Annotated in this window: 20 protein-coding genes and 1 riboswitch; of the genes, 15 read left to right on the top strand and 5 right to left on the bottom strand. The window is 39.8% G+C overall.

Annotated elements, in window-relative coordinates:
• Positions 1-141 precede the first annotated feature (141 nt).
• From A6754_RS22585 to A6754_RS21580, 6 genes are all read left to right on the top strand, one after another.
• Positions 142-294 (top strand): YpzG family protein, encoded by a 153-nt coding sequence (locus A6754_RS22585; protein WP_080848865.1) that lies wholly within the window; start codon positions 142-144, stop codon positions 292-294.
• Positions 295-460: 166 nt separating this feature from the next.
• Positions 461-946, top strand: a complete 486-nt coding sequence (locus A6754_RS21600) for a hypothetical protein (protein WP_066450881.1) — start codon at positions 461-463, stop codon at positions 944-946.
• Positions 927-1,439, top strand: a complete 513-nt coding sequence (locus tag A6754_RS21595) for a hypothetical protein (RefSeq protein WP_066450879.1) — start codon at positions 927-929, stop codon at positions 1,437-1,439. Before A6754_RS21600 ends, A6754_RS21595 begins: the two co-directional genes overlap by 20 nt.
• 346 nt (positions 1,440-1,785) lie before the next feature.
• Entirely contained in the window at positions 1,786-1,995 is a 210-nt protein-coding gene (locus A6754_RS21590) for a helix-turn-helix transcriptional regulator (protein ID WP_066450877.1), read from the top strand.
• The gene (locus A6754_RS21585) at positions 1,992-2,387 is read left to right on the top strand and encodes a hypothetical protein (protein WP_066450875.1); all 396 of its coding nucleotides are present in this window, start codon (positions 1,992-1,994) and stop codon (positions 2,385-2,387) included. Before A6754_RS21590 ends, A6754_RS21585 begins: the two co-directional genes overlap by 4 nt.
• A gap of 119 nt (positions 2,388-2,506) precedes the next feature.
• Positions 2,507-2,615, top strand: a riboswitch (SAM riboswitch).
• 180 nt (positions 2,616-2,795) lie between these two features.
• Positions 2,796-3,593, top strand: a complete 798-nt coding sequence (locus A6754_RS21580; protein ID WP_066450872.1) for an alpha/beta hydrolase family protein — start codon at positions 2,796-2,798, stop codon at positions 3,591-3,593.
• A gap of 55 nt (positions 3,594-3,648) precedes the next feature.
• Here the strand turns inward: A6754_RS21580 and A6754_RS21575 are convergent, their stop codons facing one another.
• Both A6754_RS21575 and A6754_RS21570 read right to left on the bottom strand, forming a co-directional pair.
• Positions 3,649-4,146, bottom strand: a complete 498-nt coding sequence (locus tag A6754_RS21575; protein WP_066450870.1) for a hypothetical protein — start codon at positions 4,144-4,146, stop codon at positions 3,649-3,651.
• The gene (locus A6754_RS21570; RefSeq protein WP_066450868.1) at positions 4,143-4,619 is read right to left on the bottom strand and encodes a DinB family protein; all 477 of its coding nucleotides are present in this window, start codon (positions 4,617-4,619) and stop codon (positions 4,143-4,145) included. Before A6754_RS21570 ends, A6754_RS21575 begins: the two co-directional genes overlap by 4 nt.
• Positions 4,620-4,790: 171 nt before the next feature.
• Here A6754_RS21570 and A6754_RS22580 point away from each other — a divergent pair, with 171 nt between their 5' ends.
• A complete protein-coding gene (locus A6754_RS22580; RefSeq protein WP_082851779.1) occupies positions 4,791-5,090 on the top strand; it encodes a Parvovirus coat protein VP1-like protein in 300 nt (99 codons plus the stop codon).
• A 282-nt stretch (positions 5,091-5,372) separates the two neighbouring features.
• Here the strand turns inward: A6754_RS22580 and A6754_RS21565 are convergent, their stop codons facing one another.
• Positions 5,373-6,341, bottom strand: a complete 969-nt coding sequence (locus tag A6754_RS21565; protein ID WP_066450866.1) for a sugar phosphate isomerase/epimerase family protein — start codon at positions 6,339-6,341, stop codon at positions 5,373-5,375.
• 203 nt (positions 6,342-6,544) lie between these two features.
• On the opposite strand from A6754_RS21565, the gene A6754_RS21560 reads away from it, so the two are divergent.
• The 6 genes from A6754_RS21560 (at position 6,545) to A6754_RS21535 (ending at position 13,357) form a co-directional block, all read left to right on the top strand.
• The gene (locus A6754_RS21560; RefSeq protein WP_066450864.1) at positions 6,545-7,534 is read left to right on the top strand and encodes a LacI family DNA-binding transcriptional regulator; all 990 of its coding nucleotides are present in this window, start codon (positions 6,545-6,547) and stop codon (positions 7,532-7,534) included.
• Positions 7,535-7,646: 112 nt separating this feature from the next.
• Positions 7,647-8,630, top strand: a complete 984-nt coding sequence (locus A6754_RS21555) for a substrate-binding domain-containing protein (RefSeq protein WP_367659952.1) — start codon at positions 7,647-7,649, stop codon at positions 8,628-8,630.
• 72 nt (positions 8,631-8,702) lie between these two features.
• Positions 8,703-10,217: a sugar ABC transporter ATP-binding protein gene (locus A6754_RS21550; protein WP_066450854.1), complete on the top strand. Its 1,515-nt coding sequence runs from the start codon at positions 8,703-8,705 to the stop codon at positions 10,215-10,217.
• Positions 10,210-11,193 carry an ABC transporter permease gene (locus A6754_RS21545; RefSeq protein WP_257298934.1) on the top strand — a complete coding sequence of 328 codons (984 nt, stop codon included), beginning with the start codon at positions 10,210-10,212 and terminating at the stop codon, positions 11,191-11,193. Before A6754_RS21550 ends, A6754_RS21545 begins: the two co-directional genes overlap by 8 nt.
• A gap of 12 nt (positions 11,194-11,205) precedes the next feature.
• On the top strand, positions 11,206-12,243 hold the full coding sequence (locus A6754_RS21540) for a Gfo/Idh/MocA family protein (protein ID WP_066450851.1): 1,038 nt from the start codon (positions 11,206-11,208) through the stop codon (positions 12,241-12,243).
• Between the two features lie 184 nt (positions 12,244-12,427).
• Complete coding sequence (locus A6754_RS21535) at positions 12,428-13,357, top strand: AEC family transporter (protein ID WP_066450848.1); 930 nt, start codon at positions 12,428-12,430, stop codon at positions 13,355-13,357.
• A gap of 72 nt (positions 13,358-13,429) precedes the next feature.
• On the opposite strand, the gene A6754_RS21530 is transcribed toward A6754_RS21535, so the two are convergent.
• Positions 13,430-13,849 carry a DUF1801 domain-containing protein gene (locus tag A6754_RS21530; RefSeq protein ID WP_066450845.1) on the bottom strand — a complete coding sequence of 140 codons (420 nt, stop codon included), beginning with the start codon at positions 13,847-13,849 and terminating at the stop codon, positions 13,430-13,432.
• 119 nt (positions 13,850-13,968) lie between these two features.
• On the opposite strand from A6754_RS21530, the gene A6754_RS21525 reads away from it, so the two are divergent.
• Entirely contained in the window at positions 13,969-14,751 is a 783-nt protein-coding gene (locus A6754_RS21525; protein WP_066450843.1) for a nucleotidyltransferase domain-containing protein, read from the top strand.
• A gap of 216 nt (positions 14,752-14,967) precedes the next feature.
• Complete coding sequence (locus A6754_RS21520; protein WP_066450840.1) at positions 14,968-15,843, top strand: cation diffusion facilitator family transporter; 876 nt, start codon at positions 14,968-14,970, stop codon at positions 15,841-15,843.
• A gap of 103 nt (positions 15,844-15,946) precedes the next feature.
• On the opposite strand, the gene ade is transcribed toward A6754_RS21520, so the two are convergent.
• Positions 15,947-17,689, bottom strand: coding sequence for an adenine deaminase (gene ade, locus A6754_RS21515; RefSeq protein ID WP_066450837.1), 1,743 nt, complete (start codon positions 17,687-17,689; stop codon positions 15,947-15,949).
• Between the last annotated feature and the right edge of the window lie 58 nt (positions 17,690-17,747).

Genomic DNA, 17,747 nt, shown 5'->3' with positions numbered 1-17,747 from the left:
GGCTTTTCTGATGTTTTCTGTTCTTTGACTTTGAGAGGCAGTTCGTAAAAGGGAACATAAAATTTATTATTTTGCACATGCTAAAATAGATATTCCACTTGAATATCCGGAACTACATCCTAACTACGAGGTGATTTTACCATGAGTTACCGCAATCGATTAGACGAGCACTCTGCACAGTTTCATCATAACTGGACAAGACCGAAACGTTCTAAATCGCAGGTGAATGGGCATACGGAAATGTCGCAAACGAACATTATTTTGCGCAGTAATGCCAAAGCCCATCGCTGGTAAGTAGTAGGAATAGGGGAAGGTTTAATTGGAATAAGGCAATTTAAAGATTGCCGTCGCAAAAAGACCTGGGGAGTATCCCTTAGGTCTTTTTGTACATGATTTTTTAAGTTTCATTCTCATAATAAAGGGTTGAACGTTCATACTAACAGGAAAGGAGGAGATCGTCTTGGAGCTTCTGATTATGTGTGTAATTGCCTGGTTAACAGTGGCCATTTTCACATTTTTGCCTTATAAAATGTCTGTTGCAGCCAATATACTTAACTATTTAATGATCGCTGTTGTAGATATTAATAAAATATCTTTTCTCGCCTTTCATTATCAGTGTATTGAAATTAGCTCTGATACCATACGCTTTATCTCATTTATTGTGTACCGGGATATCATTTTTTCCTTTTTACTGCTTATCTTAGTGAACATTTGGTTTGCTTTCCATCATAAATGGATCCGATTCCTTGCTGCAGTGGGTACTTTGGGGATTATAGCTATCTTGAGAGTGCTCCTCAGTTCACTGTCCATATTCACGTATAAACATTGGTCATTTATACATGAGCTTCTTATGGATGTTGTCATGTTGCTTCTTACAGTTTTGATCGCATATATGTCTCGCAAAATTACAAAAGGAATGAAGACAAGTGAAAAACACCCTATATGAGCAAGGTTTTAATGCCAATGAAATGGTTATCCTGGGGATGATTATAATAGGAGGAATTATTGTTATTGTTCTTCCTAAAATATTATCGAAGGCATCAGCGGTTTTCAGTTTATTATTTGGTGTCACAACTGGGCTGATGTTTGATCACACATTAGCCGTACCTCCATTAGATCTATATGATGTAAACGATCAGTCAATCTATCAGACATTTGATATGTTCAGTTATTTAATGTATGCCCCATTTGGTTATATCTTTATTTATATTTATCGGCGTTTTAATATAAAAGGCTGGAAGGTTATTCCTTATATTCTAGGCTGGACCGCTTTAGCTATTCTGGTTGAAGTATGGGCAATTAAAGTAGGCATTTTTCACTTTAAGAACGGCTACAGGTCCCTGTATTCCATTCCAATTTATCTTTTTGTACAATCTGTGCAGTTATTTTTATATGAAAAGGTTTTTATGAATCATGATTACGATAAGGGGGCCAACTAATACGGTCCCTTCATGCAGATTTTAAGCTGCAGAATCTGGTTTTACAATATTCATCCGGATCTCCTCCAAAACCTCTTTTTTTCGCACCTTTGTTTTAAATCTCCAAAATAATTCTTCGGATTGCTGTTCCAAAGCAAATATACAATGTTCATATATCAGCTAAGATATTGTTACAACACTTTCTGTTTTTAATTATTTTACTGAGTTAAATCTAAAAAAAGAAAAGAGTATCTGTTTAAAAAGATCGTTAAATAATTTTATAAAGTGTAAAGATATCTTTACTTTTTCTTTTGGAACATGTTATACTCCGTGTAAAGATATCTTTACATGGATGGCGGCGAATCATTTGAAGGTTACCAATCGAATTAAGGAAATCAGACTCGCAAAAGGAATTAGCCAAGTTGAGATGGCAGAGGCATTGCAAATTACGAGGCAGACGATCAATGCAGTTGAAAAGCATAAATATAATCCTAGCCTTGAGCTTGCTCTTAAAATGATTAAATATTTCAATGTGCCAATCGAAGAATTATTTACATTGGAGGAGGATACAAAATGAAGAATCTGCAGTATTTAGCATGGGGTTTTATTGTTGTCTGTATGGGTGTTGGTATTCTGATTGCCAAATGGATGATTCCAGACTTGTCATGGAGCGCCGTTGCTGCCAGTATAGGCGGAACGGTGGCAGGTGTTGGACTTGTGGCTGCGGTCGCTAAAATTCGTGAAATGAAAAAAAGAGATCATGTACCTGATGTGGATGAAAGAACATGGAATAACATGAAGAATTTTTATGCCGCTGCGCTATATTTTGTCTTGATTGGCAGCATGGCTGTTGTGATTGTGCTAGTGGGATTAGGACATGAAACAATAGAACTAGGAGCAATCAGCCTCTATTTGCTGTTTTTATTTATGATTCTTGCCATTGGATCATTTATAGTCAAAAGAGCATAATACTGGAGTTCCTCCTGCTGGGGGCACCCACCATGTGTTCAATTTAAATTGTGCTATAAGGGCTGCAATTCCCTATTGATATTTGACAATAATTGTATTAGAATAGATGTAATTTCATAATCTTATCCAGAGAGGTGGAGGGATTTGGCCCTTTGAAGCCTCGGCAGCAGACTCAAGCTTTGAGCACTGTGCCAATTCCAACAAGCGTATTTGCTTGGCAGATAAGGAGAACGGTAAATTAAATCTCATCTTATGCTGTCAAAAGCATAAGGTGGGATTTTTTTGTGTCTGCTAAGTATTGAATTCAGCCCGGAAAGCCTAGGACGCTGTGTGTTACGTATCAGTATTAATTGTCAGTATAAATCTGACTAATGCGATGAGATTAATTTCATTAGATGAGGTGAAGAAATGATAAGACATATTTCAATTCGATGGGAAGATCGAGAACTGGCAGCGGCAATTCATTATCCAGATTCATATGGGAAAGAAAATAAAAAATATCCCGTCATCGTAATTTGTCACGGTTTTGTGGGAACGAAGGTTGGAATTAATCGTCTCTTTGTCAAAGCTTCTAAAGAATTATCACTGGAGGAATGTGTAATTGTTCGCTTTGACTATGCAGGATGCGGCGAGAGTGAGGGCGATTACGGGCAAAGCTGTATTGATGATTGGATTAGCCAGACACAATCTGTCATCAGCCATTCACTGGGGGTTGAACATATAGACCGTGAACAGTTAGTGCTTATAGGCCATAGTCTTGGAGGTGCTGTTGCCCTCTTGACCGCTACACGGGATCAGAGAGTTAAAAGACTTGTGTTATGGAGTGCTGTTGGTCATCCCTTTAAGGATATAACTGCTATTGTTGGAGAGGAAAGGCTGGGGGTATTGAAGGAGAGCGGCGAATTTGATTACCAAGGATATTCCTTAAGGGAAAACTTTATAGAATCTCTTAAAAAATATCATCCATTAAAACTAGTATCTAAATTTAATGGAGATGTTCTTCTTATACATGGAACAGCGGATGAGGAGATTAGCGTTAATCATTGCTACAATTATTACTATGCATTTCGGACGCGTAAACAGGGAATCTGTGATAAGCGGATTATCAATGGAGCCAACCATACATTTTCTTCTGGGGCAGCATACAGCCAGCTGATACATGAAACAAAGCAGTGGATTGGTCAGAGACATACGCTGGCCATTTAGTATGAACAGAACAGCAGAAACCGAGCGGAAAAAGCGGTAAGTGAGAAAGAGGCTTTTAATCATTTCCGCTCCTTTTTCTTTTCTTAAAATAATGATTCAAGAAATAGAAAAAAACTGTCATGACAGCCAAATATAAAGGCAGCGGTCCTGCAGAATGCTTCAGTGGTAATGGTTCCCCATATACTTGCCATTTTTTATCTGTTTCATCAACATTCTGCTGAAGAGGTGCACAAAGAGGCACTTTCCAGAAACCGAATTCCTTATTGGCGAAAACCAGTATTTTATCTCCTGCTTTATATGTGTTTCCCCAATCGTTATCCTCATATATTTTAACCTTCGTCTTGTCTACACCTTTCCATGACTGCACAACTTCAAGTTTAGTATTTTTGGTCAGGTCACTGCTGCTGATCACTTTGCCGATAAATACAGCTTCATAGTCATGTATGGCCTGCGAGGGATCAGGTATTGCACAGTCAAGAGCGTAGATCTTAGTGGGAAATACTAAAAAGGCTAATACCAGGATAATCAGAATGATATTTTTGTAAGGTCTCATATTTTACTTAAAGATGAAAACTGCCTTCCAATGTAGCCGGGAGAAATAGGAGCCAGGTCCAGTTCTCTTGCCCAAATTGAGAGCTGCCCAATATGGTGAATTTCATGCGCCACTAAATGATGCAGAATATCAGATACCGTATGAAACTCATCTTCCCATGGAATATAAACTTTTTGGTTGTATGTATGTGGCTCTATTGCAGTCATAAAAACACTATTCTCAGATAATGTTTGCTGAGAAAGAATTTTCAGCTGTTCTAAACTTTTATAGGAGTCGAAGTCAAAAATCACATCGTCCTGACTTTGGATCGCACGCAGCCAGCTATACTCTACATCGATAATATGAAACAGTGTATATTGAATACTGCCGACCCCGCCGACTCGCTTTTGCAGCAATACTTCTGATGAAAGCTGCTCACACCAATGCAACCATTCATCTCGAACCTGCCAGTTATACTCAAAAAAAGACAGCATCATAACTCCTCCTTTTATTTAATACATACTATTCTATTTTTTACTCGAGAATCCTCTAGGTATTTGGTTCTTCTAGTGAGATGATTAAGAAATTCCGCTATTTTCATAGGTTTTCCTCCAATCCTTTTTGGTAGAGGTGCGTATGGATAATAGGAAGGAGTGAAGTAGAGTATGAGAATACAGAATAGGCGCCGGACGAGAGGTCCTGGCTTCTGCCTGTCTGGTGGCTACCGCTATTGCGGTCCAGGCTGCAGCGGTCCGGGAGAGCCGATCAATTATGTTGATTCGTGCTGCAAGAAGCACGATGAGTGTCTTAGTAAATATGGAGACAGCTGCAGATGCGATCAAGTATTGATTCAATGTGTGGAGTCAAAATTAAACAATTGTACAGACGAAGGGAAGAAAGCTCGATTAATCTCAGGATTCATGAAGTTTAGAATGTCGATGAGATGCGGACGATGGGCTGAATAGTTTTTTTGAATCGTGTCCAGTTTCAGCGCCAAAAAAGGGAGAGGAGCTCCCTTTTTGAGTTTGGCGGATATTTTGTTTGTTTTGTCGGATATCGGCTTTCCAGAGCGGTTTTCCACCGCTTTTTATACTCAAATGCTCTGCTAATCTCTCTAAAGTTGTGAAAAAGGGTTAATTTTAATTCAAATGATCGCTTTTTCCAATAACGAACTCAGTAATTTAGACGAATCAGACCAAGAGAGCCCCAAATATAGTGTTCCGTGCGTTTTCAGTCCGCTCCTTCGATCAAGCCCACCACATCTCTCCTGCTGGCGCATTGAATAAAAGCGGTTTCAAACTTGCTGCTGCTTTAGAAAAGCCTTCTTCGACTGACATTAACCCATCTTCGTGCTCGATGCTGACGACATAGTCATATCCATACAAACGAAGAGCGCTGATCATGTCTGCCCACGTTTTGGTGTCATGTCCATACCCGACAGTCCGGAAATTCCATGCGCGGTTTTGCATCTTGCTGTAGTCAGTCATATCCGTGATTCCATTTCTATTCATATTCTGCTGATCGATAATGGTATCTTTTGCATGGAAGTGGAAAATAGCATTTTCTCTGCCAAGAATCTTAATCGCCTCGACAGGATCAATGCCTTGCCACCACATGTGGCTGGGGTCAAGGTTAGCACCAATTGCGGTGCCGCAGTGTTCCCGCAGCTTCAGCATGGTCGCAGGTGTGTGAACAGAGAAACCGCCATGAAGCTCGAGGCCGATTTTCACGCCGAGCTCTTCAGCTCGTTCATTCTTCTTGCTCCAATATGGAATGATTTTCTCCTCCCATTGCCACTTTAGGACTTCTTGAAAATCATGAGGCCACGGTGCTACTGGCCAGTTCGGATAGAGTGCATTTTCATGATCTCCCGGACAGCCGGAGAAAGTGTTCACTACTGGAATTTCAAGCTCCGCTGCAAGCTCCATCGTTTTGTTCAGCAGTATATCTGCTGGTTCGGATATAGCCTTTTGCGGATGAAGGTGGTTCGAATGGCAGCTTAATGCACTGACTATTAAACCATGACTATTAATATCCTTTTTAAATTGATTAAGAGCACTGCGATCACTGAGCAATGTATCAATTGAACAATGGGAATCTCCCGGATAGCCGCCAGTACCGAGTTCAATTGCTTCAATTCCTTTAGAAGAAACAAATTGAAGCATGTCATGAAATGATTTATTTGAGAATAAAACTGTAAAGACACCTAATTTCAAAATAGACCCCTCCAATTATTATTTTCAGAAAATAAAGAAATGTAATCCGTTACATAAACTAAGTTATTAAAAAAAACATGATAAATCAACTGTTTTATGAAATTAATTTTCAGTATTGACAGATAATTCCGTGTGTAATATCATCGAATTGAAATCGATTACATCGTTAGCAGTTCAGCAATACAGAAAGTAGGCAAGAAAATATGGCGAATATCCAGCAGGTTGCAAAGCTAGCAGGTGTATCTGTTGCAACCGTCTCGAGAGTATTAAACGGACAAAGAACAGTAAGTGCTAAAACTAGATTTAAAGTTGAGCAGGCAATTGAAAAATTAAATTATGAACCGAGCATGCTCGGCCGAAACTTAAGAAACTCTGAAAGCAGAATGCTGCTGATCTTAATTCCAGCGATCACAAACCCATTTTATTCGGAGGTTATTAAAGGAATTGAGCATATCGCGATCAGTTCGAATTATAATATTTTGCTCTGTGAAACCGATTCAAGTCCTGAGCGTGAAAATATTTATTTTGACCTGGTAAGAACAAAAATGGCTGACGGCATTATATCAATGGACCCTGCTGTTAATACCGAAACATTAAAAGTTCTGGCAAAAAAGCATGCGATTATTCAATGCAGCGAGTACACGCCAGACAGCGGGATTCCTTATGTGACAATTGATAACGAAAAGGCCTCTTACCAAGCGGTCAAGCATTTAATACAACTAGGGCATAAATCAGTTGCGATCATTAACTCAGATGAGAAGTACTTGTACGCCAGACAAAGAATGATGGGTTATAAACGGGCAATCATGGAGCATGGACTAGAACTCAATGATTCGTATATCATCCATACACAGCAGCTTGGGTTTGAGCACGGACAGCAGGCAATGAGGAAGCTTTTGAATCTAAAAGAGCGACCAACCGCTGTATTTACAGTATCGGATTTGCTTGCCATTGGGGCATTAAAAGAAATAAATAGCCAAGGATTGCTGGTGCCAAATGACATTGCGGTAGCAGGGTTTGATAAAATTGATTTTTCGAATATGACCAACCCAACTTTAACAACAGTTGCACAGCCAATGTATAAAATGGGAACCATTGCGGCTGAAATGCTCATTGCAAAAATCAAGGGACAAGAAGTTGAAGATGTGATTTTAGACCATGAATTAGTCATACGCCAATCAACTTTAGGATAGACATCAGCTAAGATCAGCGCTCTGTTATTAAAGATTTGATAATAGAGCGCTGGCCTTACATGTAAATGTAATCGATTACATTATGGCGGCATGATGTAAAACTAAAAAAGGGGTGGATCGCTTGAAACGCTTATTAATGATTGGACTGACTGTTTTTTTACTAACGATTCTTGCGGCGTGCAGTGAAGAAGGCAGTGGAGACGGCAACGGAGAAACTGACGGTGAAAAAAGTTTGAAAATTGGGATTTCTCTACCTTCCGCTACACATGGTTGGATGGGAGCGTTAATTGAGGAAGCTGAGAACCAGGCAAAAGAGTTAAAAGAAAGTGAAAACATTGATTATGTGATAACAAATGCTGCAGATCCGAATAAACAGGCCAATGATGTGGATGATCTTATATCTCAGGAAGTTGATGTTATTGTTATGCTTCCGATTGAATCAGCTGCCTTAACACCTGTTGGGCAAAAGATCAAAGATGCTGGAATTCCGCTTGTCATCGTGGATAGAGAATTAGAAAATGATGCGGCAACAGTAGTCGTAAAAGGCGACAATGAAGGAATCGGCGTAAATGCAGGAAAGTACTTTGTTGAACAGTTAGGCGGAGAAGGAAAAGTGGTTGAAATCACAGGACCGCCTAGTTCTGTAACTGAGCAGCGCGGAGCAGGCTTTAAAGAAGCAATGGAAAGTGAAGAAGGAATTGAAGTGATCGCCTCACAGAGCGGTGATTTCTCCACAGAAAAATCTCTAACTGTTATGCAGAACATCCTTCAGGCACATCCTGAGATTGATGCTGTGTTCACGCAGGATGATGGAATGGCTTTAGGTGTTATTCAGGCAATTAAAGAGGCAGGCAGAACAGATATTCAATTTGTTACTGGTGCAGGCGGTGCTAAGGAAGTATTTGAGAATATGAAAGAGGACGGCTTAATTAAAGCAACATTCCTTTATTCGCCAACAATGGTGAAGGACGCGGTTGTGATCGCAGGGGATATTGCAAAGGGTGAAGATCCTTCAGAAGCAATGGTTGTTAAAGAGGCTACACAGGTTACAAAAGAAAATGCTGATGAGTTCTACAATCCTGATTCAAAGTTTTAATAAATGAGGAGGGAAATGTGAAAACGTTTCCTTCCGCTGCTTTGCCTATTGTCAAAGTGAAGGGGTGAGAAAATGGAGAATAAAGTCTACTTAGAAATGAGAAATATTAAAAAATCTTTTAATGGAGTCAAGGTGCTTAAAGGTGTTTCACTTCAGGTTCAAAAAGGCGAGGTTCATGCACTGCTTGGAGAAAATGGGGCCGGCAAATCAACGCTTATGAATATATTAGGAGGAGTTCATCAGCCTGATTCCGGAAGCATTACAATAGAAGGACGCGATGTGAAAATGTCCGATCCACGTGAATCAAAAGCAAACGGAGTCAGCTTTATCCATCAAGAATTAAACGTTGTCCCTGATTTAATGGTTTATGAGAATTTGTTTTTAGGAACAGAGATTAAAAATAAATTTGGCTTTTTGCATGTTGAGGAAATGTGCAGACAGACTGCCGATATTTTAGGACGGCTTGGAGTGGATATTCATCCGAAAAGTTATGTCCGGGAACTCGATAATTCTTATAAGCAATTTATTGAAATAGCGAAATCATTACTTCATAAATCAGAACTGATTATCATGGATGAACCAACCTCCTCGCTCGCTGATCATGAGGTAGAGCGGCTGTTCACTTTTATTCGAAATCTAAAGGAGACTGGCGTTTCCATTATTTATATTTCCCATAAGCTTAAAGAGATTGAAGAAATCTGCGATCGTTTTACCGTACTGCGCGATGGAGAGCTTGCAGGCGCAGGAATTGTGAAGGAATTTAAACTGGATCAAATTACAAAGCTAATGGTAGGGAAGGCGATCTCGAATGAACGGTTTGAACACAAGGAAATTCAGGATACTGTTCTGTTAGAGGTAAATAACTTAAGCACTGAAGGGTTATACAAAAATATAAATTTTTCCGTGAAAGCCGGAGAAGTAGTAGGATTTACGGGTCTTGCTGGAGATGGAAGAACAGAGCTGTTTGAAAGTATTTTTGGCTATCGAAAAAAATACACGGGGCAAATTAAGGTTCGCGGCCAAGTGTTAAAAATAGATCATCCGCAAAAGGCTGTCAAAGCGAAAATTGGTTTTGTTCCAAAAAACCGAAAAGAGAATGCCATAATCAAAGACTTAAGTGTTATTCATAATATGAGTCTTTCATCATTATCCAAGTTTAATAGAAATGGACTGCTGGACCAAAGCCTTGAGAGAAAGCGATTCAGATATTATAAGGATTTACTGAATATTAAAGTTCATGATCCGAATATTACGATCGATAAGCTTAGCGGAGGAAATCAGCAAAAGGTAATGCTGGCAAAGTGGCTGGAGGCAGACCCTGATATCCTCATTTTCGATAATCCTACACAGGGAATTGATGTTGGAGCAAAGCAGGAGATCTATGAGCAAATTCTCGCGTTAGCAGCGATGGGGAAAGCGATCATTATTTTATCCTCAGAAGCACCTGAGATTCTTAGGCTCTGCCAGCGCATATATGTTATGTATCAAGGAGAAATCGTATCCTCATTTAATGGAAATAGAGCCACAGAGGATATGATCATGAGCTATGCTACAGGAGCAAAAAGGGAGGATGAACAGATTGGCTAATCCAGAATTAAAAGAACCCGCCAAGCAAGGATCTGCCATGGGAAGTGCAAAATCACGTCTTACATGGATTTGGTCAGAATATAGCGTTATTATTGCTTTTGTCATTATTTTTATTTTAGCTGCCATTGTGAGTCCAAGATTTTTAGATATTAATAATCAGCTGAACATATTAATGCAGGTTTCTATTATTGGAATTGTTGCTCTCGGTATGACAGTGGTTATGCTGTCCGGCGGTATTGATTTATCGGTAGGATCGGTTCTTGCTTTAGTCGGCGTTCTTACAGTCCTTGCGCTGAATGCCACTGGAAGTATACTAGTTGGGATATTGACTGCTTTAGCCTCGGGCGTCATTATTGGTCTATTGAATGGATTATTAGTTGCGAAAGGGAAGATTGCCTCCTTTATTGCCACGCTCGGAATGATGGCTGGTGCCAGATCAATTGCCTTATACATTGCAGAAGGCGGGAGTATCTCAGGCGAAGTGTCAGGCTTTACAGCGATTGCCAACACTGAACTTTGGGTTATTGATGTACCAATTATTATCTTTATTTTAATGGCCGTATTGGTGTATATGCTTATGCACAAAACAAGCTTTGGCCGTCATGTTTACGCGCTTGGAAGCAATGAAAAAGCGGCACTGCTTTCAGCTATAAGAGTAGATCGGGTGAAAATCGCTGTATATAGTCTTGCAGGACTGCTTGTGAGTGTGGCAGCAATCATTGAAACATCACGTTTGAATTCTATTTCATCCTCAAGCTCTGGCATGCAATATGAGCTTGACGCTATTGCAGCAGTTATTATTGGGGGAACAAGAATGACGGGTGGCCGCGGGAAAGTCATTGGTACTTTCTTTGGGGTTTTAATATTAGGTATCCTAAATAATATGATGAATCTAATGAATGTCTCTCCGCACCTGCAAGGGTTTGTAAAAGGAGCGATAATAATTGTGGCGGTTGTATTTCAAAAAAGAGAATAGGAGGAATGCTGAATGGGAATCAACGTGGGGATTATTGGCTGCGGATCCATTGCAAAAAATCGGCATGCACCTGAATATGGTGCTAATCCATATGTGAATGAAATTGTTTTTTATGATCGAAATCCAGAAAGAGCAGAAGCATTAGCAAAACAGTTTAAGGGCAGAGCAGCCTATTCATTAGAAGATCTGCTGGAAGACCCAAGTGTTGAAGCAATTAGTGTATGCTCCTCAAATGAAAATCATGAGAAAGATACGGTAAGCGCCCTGTTAAGCGGAAAGCATGTATTGTGCGAAAAGCCCCTTTCTCTAGAGGTAGATGAAGCAAGAAATATGATACGTACAAGAGACGAAACAGGGAAAAAACTGATGATTGCTCATAATCAGCGCTTTACAAAAGCACATCAAGAGGCAAAGGAGATTATCAGCAGCGGGAAACTTGGAAAGGTATTAACATTCCGAACTACCTTTGGGCATGGCGGTCCTGAAAGCTGGGGTATCAATAAAACCAATTCCACTTGGTTTTTTAAAAAGGATCGATCCGGCTTGGGAGTGGCGGGTGATCTTGGCGTCCATAAGATCGATCTTATTCATTATTTGCTGGACGATCAAATTACAGACGTGAGTTCATTCATGGGTGCTCTTCATAAAAAAGACGAATCTGACAAACCGATTGAAGTTTGTGATAATATTGTATGCTCGCTGAAAACGAGGAAGGGTGTCATCGGTACAGGATCCTTTTCTTGGACTTATTACGGAGAAGAGGATAACAGCACTATTTTATATTGTGAAAAGGGAATCCTGAAAATCTATCATGATCCAGCCTATCAACTGGAGCTGATTTCTCATGCAGGAGAAAAGATAAGGTACGAGATCGAAGGTATACAGACAAATGAGAATCAAAGTGTCAGCGGTGTCATTGATGCTTTTCTGGAAAGTCTGCAGCATGATGAACATGTACCCGTCACGGGAGAAGATGGCTTATTATCTCTGCAGGTTATACTAGCGATAATAAAAGCGGCCGAGACGAATACAGTGGTTGAGGTAAATTAAGTATTAATCCATACTGGGAAACTGGTATGGATTTTTTTAGTTTATTGAATAAAAGTGTAGATGATGGACAGCAGGAAACCACTTCATAAGCAATACTAATAGTACATTATAATAAATTCATATTTTACAAGTATTTACTGGAGGAATATACTGCAGAGGTAAATAACTGAATGGTGGTGCTCCGGTGATGGTTATGGCAGAAATTTTTTTGAATATTATTGCTCCCATTTTATTGCTTTTGCTATTAGGTTTGTTTTTACAGAGGAAATTCAATTTTGATTTAAAATCATTAAGTCATTTAATGACGTATGGATTGATGCCTGCAGCTATTTTTATGAATATTTATCAAACCGACTTTAACATGCAGCTTTTAGTAGAGGTCGCTCTGTATCTTTTCCTGTTTACACTGACAATGATGCTGATTGGCATAGGGTGGAGCCGTGCTTTGAAGCTTGAAAGAAATGATGCTGCCATCTTGAAGAATGGCATTAGTTTAATGAATTCAGGCAACTATGGACTGCCTGTCAGTCAAATGCTTTTCTCAGCCAACCCAGTCGGTACCTCTATTCAAATCATTGTTCTTCTTTTTCAAAACCTTATGACCTATACATACGGACTTTATAACCTCATTGCAGCGACAAAATCCGGCTGGAATATTATCAAAACATTTTTGAAGCTTCCGTTAATATATGCTGCCCTATTGGGAGCTCTCCTTAATGGGTTTGAAGTAAACCCGCCTTCTTTCCTCCTTACACCTATTCAATATCTGGCGGATGGCTTTATGGCAATCGCTTTAATTATACTTGGTGCACAACTTGCCAATATAAAAGTTAAGTCGGTAAATATAGCAGTCATTAGCACTTGCTTCACACGTTTAATCATATCTCCAGCAGTGGCTATGGGCATTATTTTTCTGCTTGGGATCGATGGGGTCATTGCCCAGTCATTGCTCGTTGCCAGCGCCTTGCCGACCTCAAGAAATAGTGCTACCTTAGCACTGGAATATGATGTGAACCCGGATGTGGCTGCTCAAACCGTATTAATCACCACCCTATTGAGCGGGTTTTCAGTGTCTATCGTTGTGTATTTATCGACCATTATTTTTCCTTATTAAAGCTTTGGCTAGTTGTCTTTCAAATGAAAAAAGCAGAAATAAGCTCTGATCACTCATTTCTGCTTTTATATATTAATTTGGATAACGTTCTCTAAGACATTTTATAGATGCCACAATCAATTCTTTCAAAACTTCACGGTCAACATCGTCCAGCTTATTAATATAAACACATGCTTTGCCTGTTGTATGTTTGCCAAACTTCTTCAATAACTCATCTCTCTCTGTCTCGCCAGGAGCAAAGTATAAACTGATTTTTGCTTTGCGCGGTGAAAAGCCGACAAGTGCTGCATCTCCTTCATGTCCGGTAGCATATTTATAATGATAAGAGCCAAATCCGATTATGCTTGTTCCCCACATTTTTGCTTCATAGCCTGTCGTTTCTGTAAAAATATCGAGCAGTTCATAGGCATCTTGTTTCTTCTTCTCACTTTCAACACTTTCAATAAACTGGGTGACACTGTGATCCGTCTCTTTCGTTTTCAGCTCGTACATATACATCGCCCTTCCCATTTATGTTTATATTATAAATATAAACGAAAATAGGGAGATTTAATTGATAAAAAGAAAAATCTTGTAGTCACCTTAAATTTATACGAAAATGGAGAACCGAAATGCGAAGTGAAATAATAAGATATTTAAATAAGATTGAAGAAGATAATTTTGTGAAGATTATCTATGCATGCGAATCCGGCAGCCGAGTATGGGGGTATTCAGGTTCAAACAGTGATTATGATGTCCGGTTTGTTTATATACATCATCCAGATTACTACTTGAGCATAGATCCGATAGGGATTGGTGAGAAGCGGGATGTTATGGAGCAGACACCCCATCATCTGCTGGATTTTGTTGGCTGGGATCTGACAAAAGCGCTAAAGATGCTGCGGAAATCAAACCCATCCTTCTTGGAATGGCTGCATTCACCGACTGTTTACGTTGAAAAATTTGGGACTGCAGATGAGATGAGAGGGTGTACAAATACCATTTTGTCTCCTCACACATGTCTCTTTCATTATATAAAAATGGCAGAAGGAAATTTGAAGAACGCTGTAAACAGAACAGACTTTCATCTGAAAAATTGGATCAATATACTTAGACCGCTGCTCGCTGCGAAGTGGATTGAAGAAAAGCAAACCTTTCCGCCTCTGAATGTCCAGCTCCAATTACAGGAGCTTAACCTAGGGGATGATCTGAATCAAATAGGGAGAAAATTACTTGCCAGAGATCAGGAAGGGTTTGAGAACAGTCTTTCATTATTTAGTGATTATGCGAAACAAGAGCTTTCGCGTTTGCTAACTGAAGCAAAAAAGAGAACAGCAAACCCTGGCAATTATACGGAGGATTTTAATGCCATTTTTAGAAAAACACTGAAAAAAGCTTGGAAAGAAGAGGTGTAAAAATAACATCTATGGAAATAATATTTTCTTATGGAAAGCAAAAAGATGGTCAAGCAATTTTAACTTTTCTTTCATAACATAATAAAGGAACAAGCCAAAAATACTGAACTACTTTTCCTTTCCTTACATTCGTAAAAGAAGGTAAAAGGGGGCCTTAGACGCCACTAACTACCTTCTGCTATGCCAATAATTGCATTTCGATTGGAGGAATAAATCATGAATGAAAGGAAGTACCAAAATTTAAAAAGGGGAGAAAGAGGGGCAATGATTAGTATTGCCGCTTATATTTGCCTATCTTCTCTCAAACTAATTGTCGGGATTATTTCTGGTTCTGAAGCATTAAAAGCAGATGGACTCAATAACGCAACTGATATCATTGCTTCCGTAGCCGTTCTTATTGGATTGAGAATTTCAAGGAAGCCAGCTGATAAAAATCATGCCTATGGTCATTGGAAGGCTGAAAATGTTGCCTCCTTAACAGCTTCCTTTATTATGATAACAGTTGGAATACAAGTGCTGATTGGAGCGGGAAATTCCTTATTAGAGGGAAAGAATGAAACGCCAGATATGATTGCTGCATGGACAGGAATTTTCAGTGCTGCTGTTATGTACTTTGTTTATCGATACAATAAAAAGCTGGCTGGAGAAATTGATAGCCAAGCTGTCCTGGCGGCATCAAAAGATAATATTTCAGATGCATGGGTCAGCATTGGAACAGCTGTCGGCATTATTGGCGCACAATTTGGTCTGGCATGGCTGGACCCGGTCACTGCTTTTATAGTCGGTTTCCTTATTTGCAGAACGGCATGGGAGATTTTCAGAGATGCTTCACATCAGCTTACAGATGGGTTCGATGAAAACGAGGTAAAAGAATATAAAGAATTAATCATGCAAGTGAATGGCGTTGAGGCTGTTAAGAATATTCGAGCAAGAAACTATGGAAATAATACGGTCGTTGATATTGTCATATTTGTTAAATCCCATCTCGACATTGGGCATGCCCACGATATATCTACTACTGTTGAAAACAAACTGATCGATGAATTTGAAGTTTATGATGTGCATGTACATGTCGAACCGCTTCCGACATAACAAAGGGGAGGATTCTCCTGGTTCAGTGCCTACAAAACAAAAAGGATATCCAATTTCTCCATCAAGGAGAGACTGGATATCCCTTTATTTTTCAGCAGAAAATCTATTCTGCACTCCGGGCTGAAACGGAAAGATGCTGAAACGAGCGAACATCGAACAAGCCTTTGTCGGTCAGCTTAATCTCAGGAATAACAGGCAGAGCAAGAAAGCTTAACGTCAGGAACGGGTTGAAATGCTGCTGTCCGCTAATCTCTTTAAGGGCGCTGTTGATCTTCAGAAGTTTTTCATTTACCTCTTCATACGTTCCCTGGGACAGCAATCCTGAAATCGGCAGTTCAAGTTTTGCTAATACTTCTCCATCACATACGACAGTTAAGCCGCCCTGCATTTCGCTAATGACTTTAGATGCTAAAAGCATGTCTTCGTCAGAGGTGCCTGCAACCATTACATTATGGGAGTCATGGCTGACCGTTGTTGCAATGGCTCCTTTTTCTAAACAGAGTCCCTTGATAATGCCAAGACCAATATTACCAGTTTGATGATGTCTTTCAATAACAACTAGCTTTAAAAGGTCTTCTTTTACAGATGGAACAAACAATGAAGAATTTGTGTCAACCTCAGTGATCAAGTGCTTCGTAATAATGCTGTTAGGAATAATTTCAATAACATTTGCCAAAGAGCCATCAAGTTTAATTTGAAGATCGTCTAGTGTTAAAGCCGGCAGTTTCACAGAATCTAATAATGCTTGTGGTGCAGAAAGTTTGTTTCCTTCTGGGAAATTGACAAGCTCTCCTTGAGCAGCAACACAAATACCGTCTTTGTAGACAGCTGAAATCGGCAGTTCTGTCAGGTTATCTGTCAGAATAAAATCAGCTTTATAGCCGGCTGCAATGGCTCCGCAGCCTTCAAGGCCAAAGCATTCAGCACTATTTAAAGATGCCATTTGAATGGCTGTAACTGGATCAATGCCTTCTTCGATCGCCATCCGAACAAGATGGTCAATTCCGCCTTCTGTGATTACATCATCCAAATGTCTATCATCCGTTACAAATAGAAAGCGCCTTGAATTGCGTGTATTAACAGCCTTAATAACCTCTTTCAGTTCTTTCGCTGCAGTTCCCTCACGAATCATGACATACATTCCTTTGCGAAGCCTCTCGAGAGCTTCATCTGCTGTTGTACATTCATGATCGGTTGTAATTCCAGCTGCCATATATACATCAAGCTGGTTTCCCGTTAACCCAGCTGCATGTCCGTCTATTTTGCGATGAAGGTGATGGGCATCGGTGATTTTTTTCATTAACCCTTCATCTGTATTGAATACACCAGGGTAATTCATGACTTCTGCCAGTCCCAGCACTTTTGAATGATCATAAAAAGGAAGCAAATCCTCTGCGGAGAGCTCTGCACCTGAATGTTCAAATGGAGTTGCTGGCACGCAGGAAGGCAGCATAAAGTGGCAGTCAAAAGGGATATTCATGGCAGCGTCGAGCATAAATTGAATTCCTGCTTTCCCGGAAACATTCGCGATTTCATGAGGATCGCAAATGACACTTGTTACTCCGTGCAAAAGCTGGATTTTGGCAAATTCAATTGGTGTGACCATGGACGACTCTATATGTACGTGACCATCAATAAAGGAAGGGCTGAGGTACTTATTTTGTGCATCTAAGATGTTCTTTGCCTGATATTCTCCGCCAACCCCTGCGAAAATGCCATCAGCAATGGCTACATCTCCTGAGATAATTTCTCCGCTAAATACATTTACAATCCGCGCATTTTTGATGACTAGATCAGCAGGCTCTCTTCCACCGGCAACGGCAATTCTTCTTTGAATACGATCCATATAAGTAAATCCTCCTTTTAAATGAATGATTTATCGAAAAAGTGTGTTTTACAAAAAA

The sequence above is a fragment of the Cytobacillus gottheilii genome, assembly GCF_001636345.1.
GTDB classification, from domain to species: domain Bacteria; phylum Bacillota; class Bacilli; order Bacillales; family Cytobacillaceae; genus Cytobacillus; species Cytobacillus gottheilii.
The sequence above is the reverse complement of the archived record's forward strand: the minus strand, read 5'-3'. Positions and strand labels throughout refer to the sequence as shown.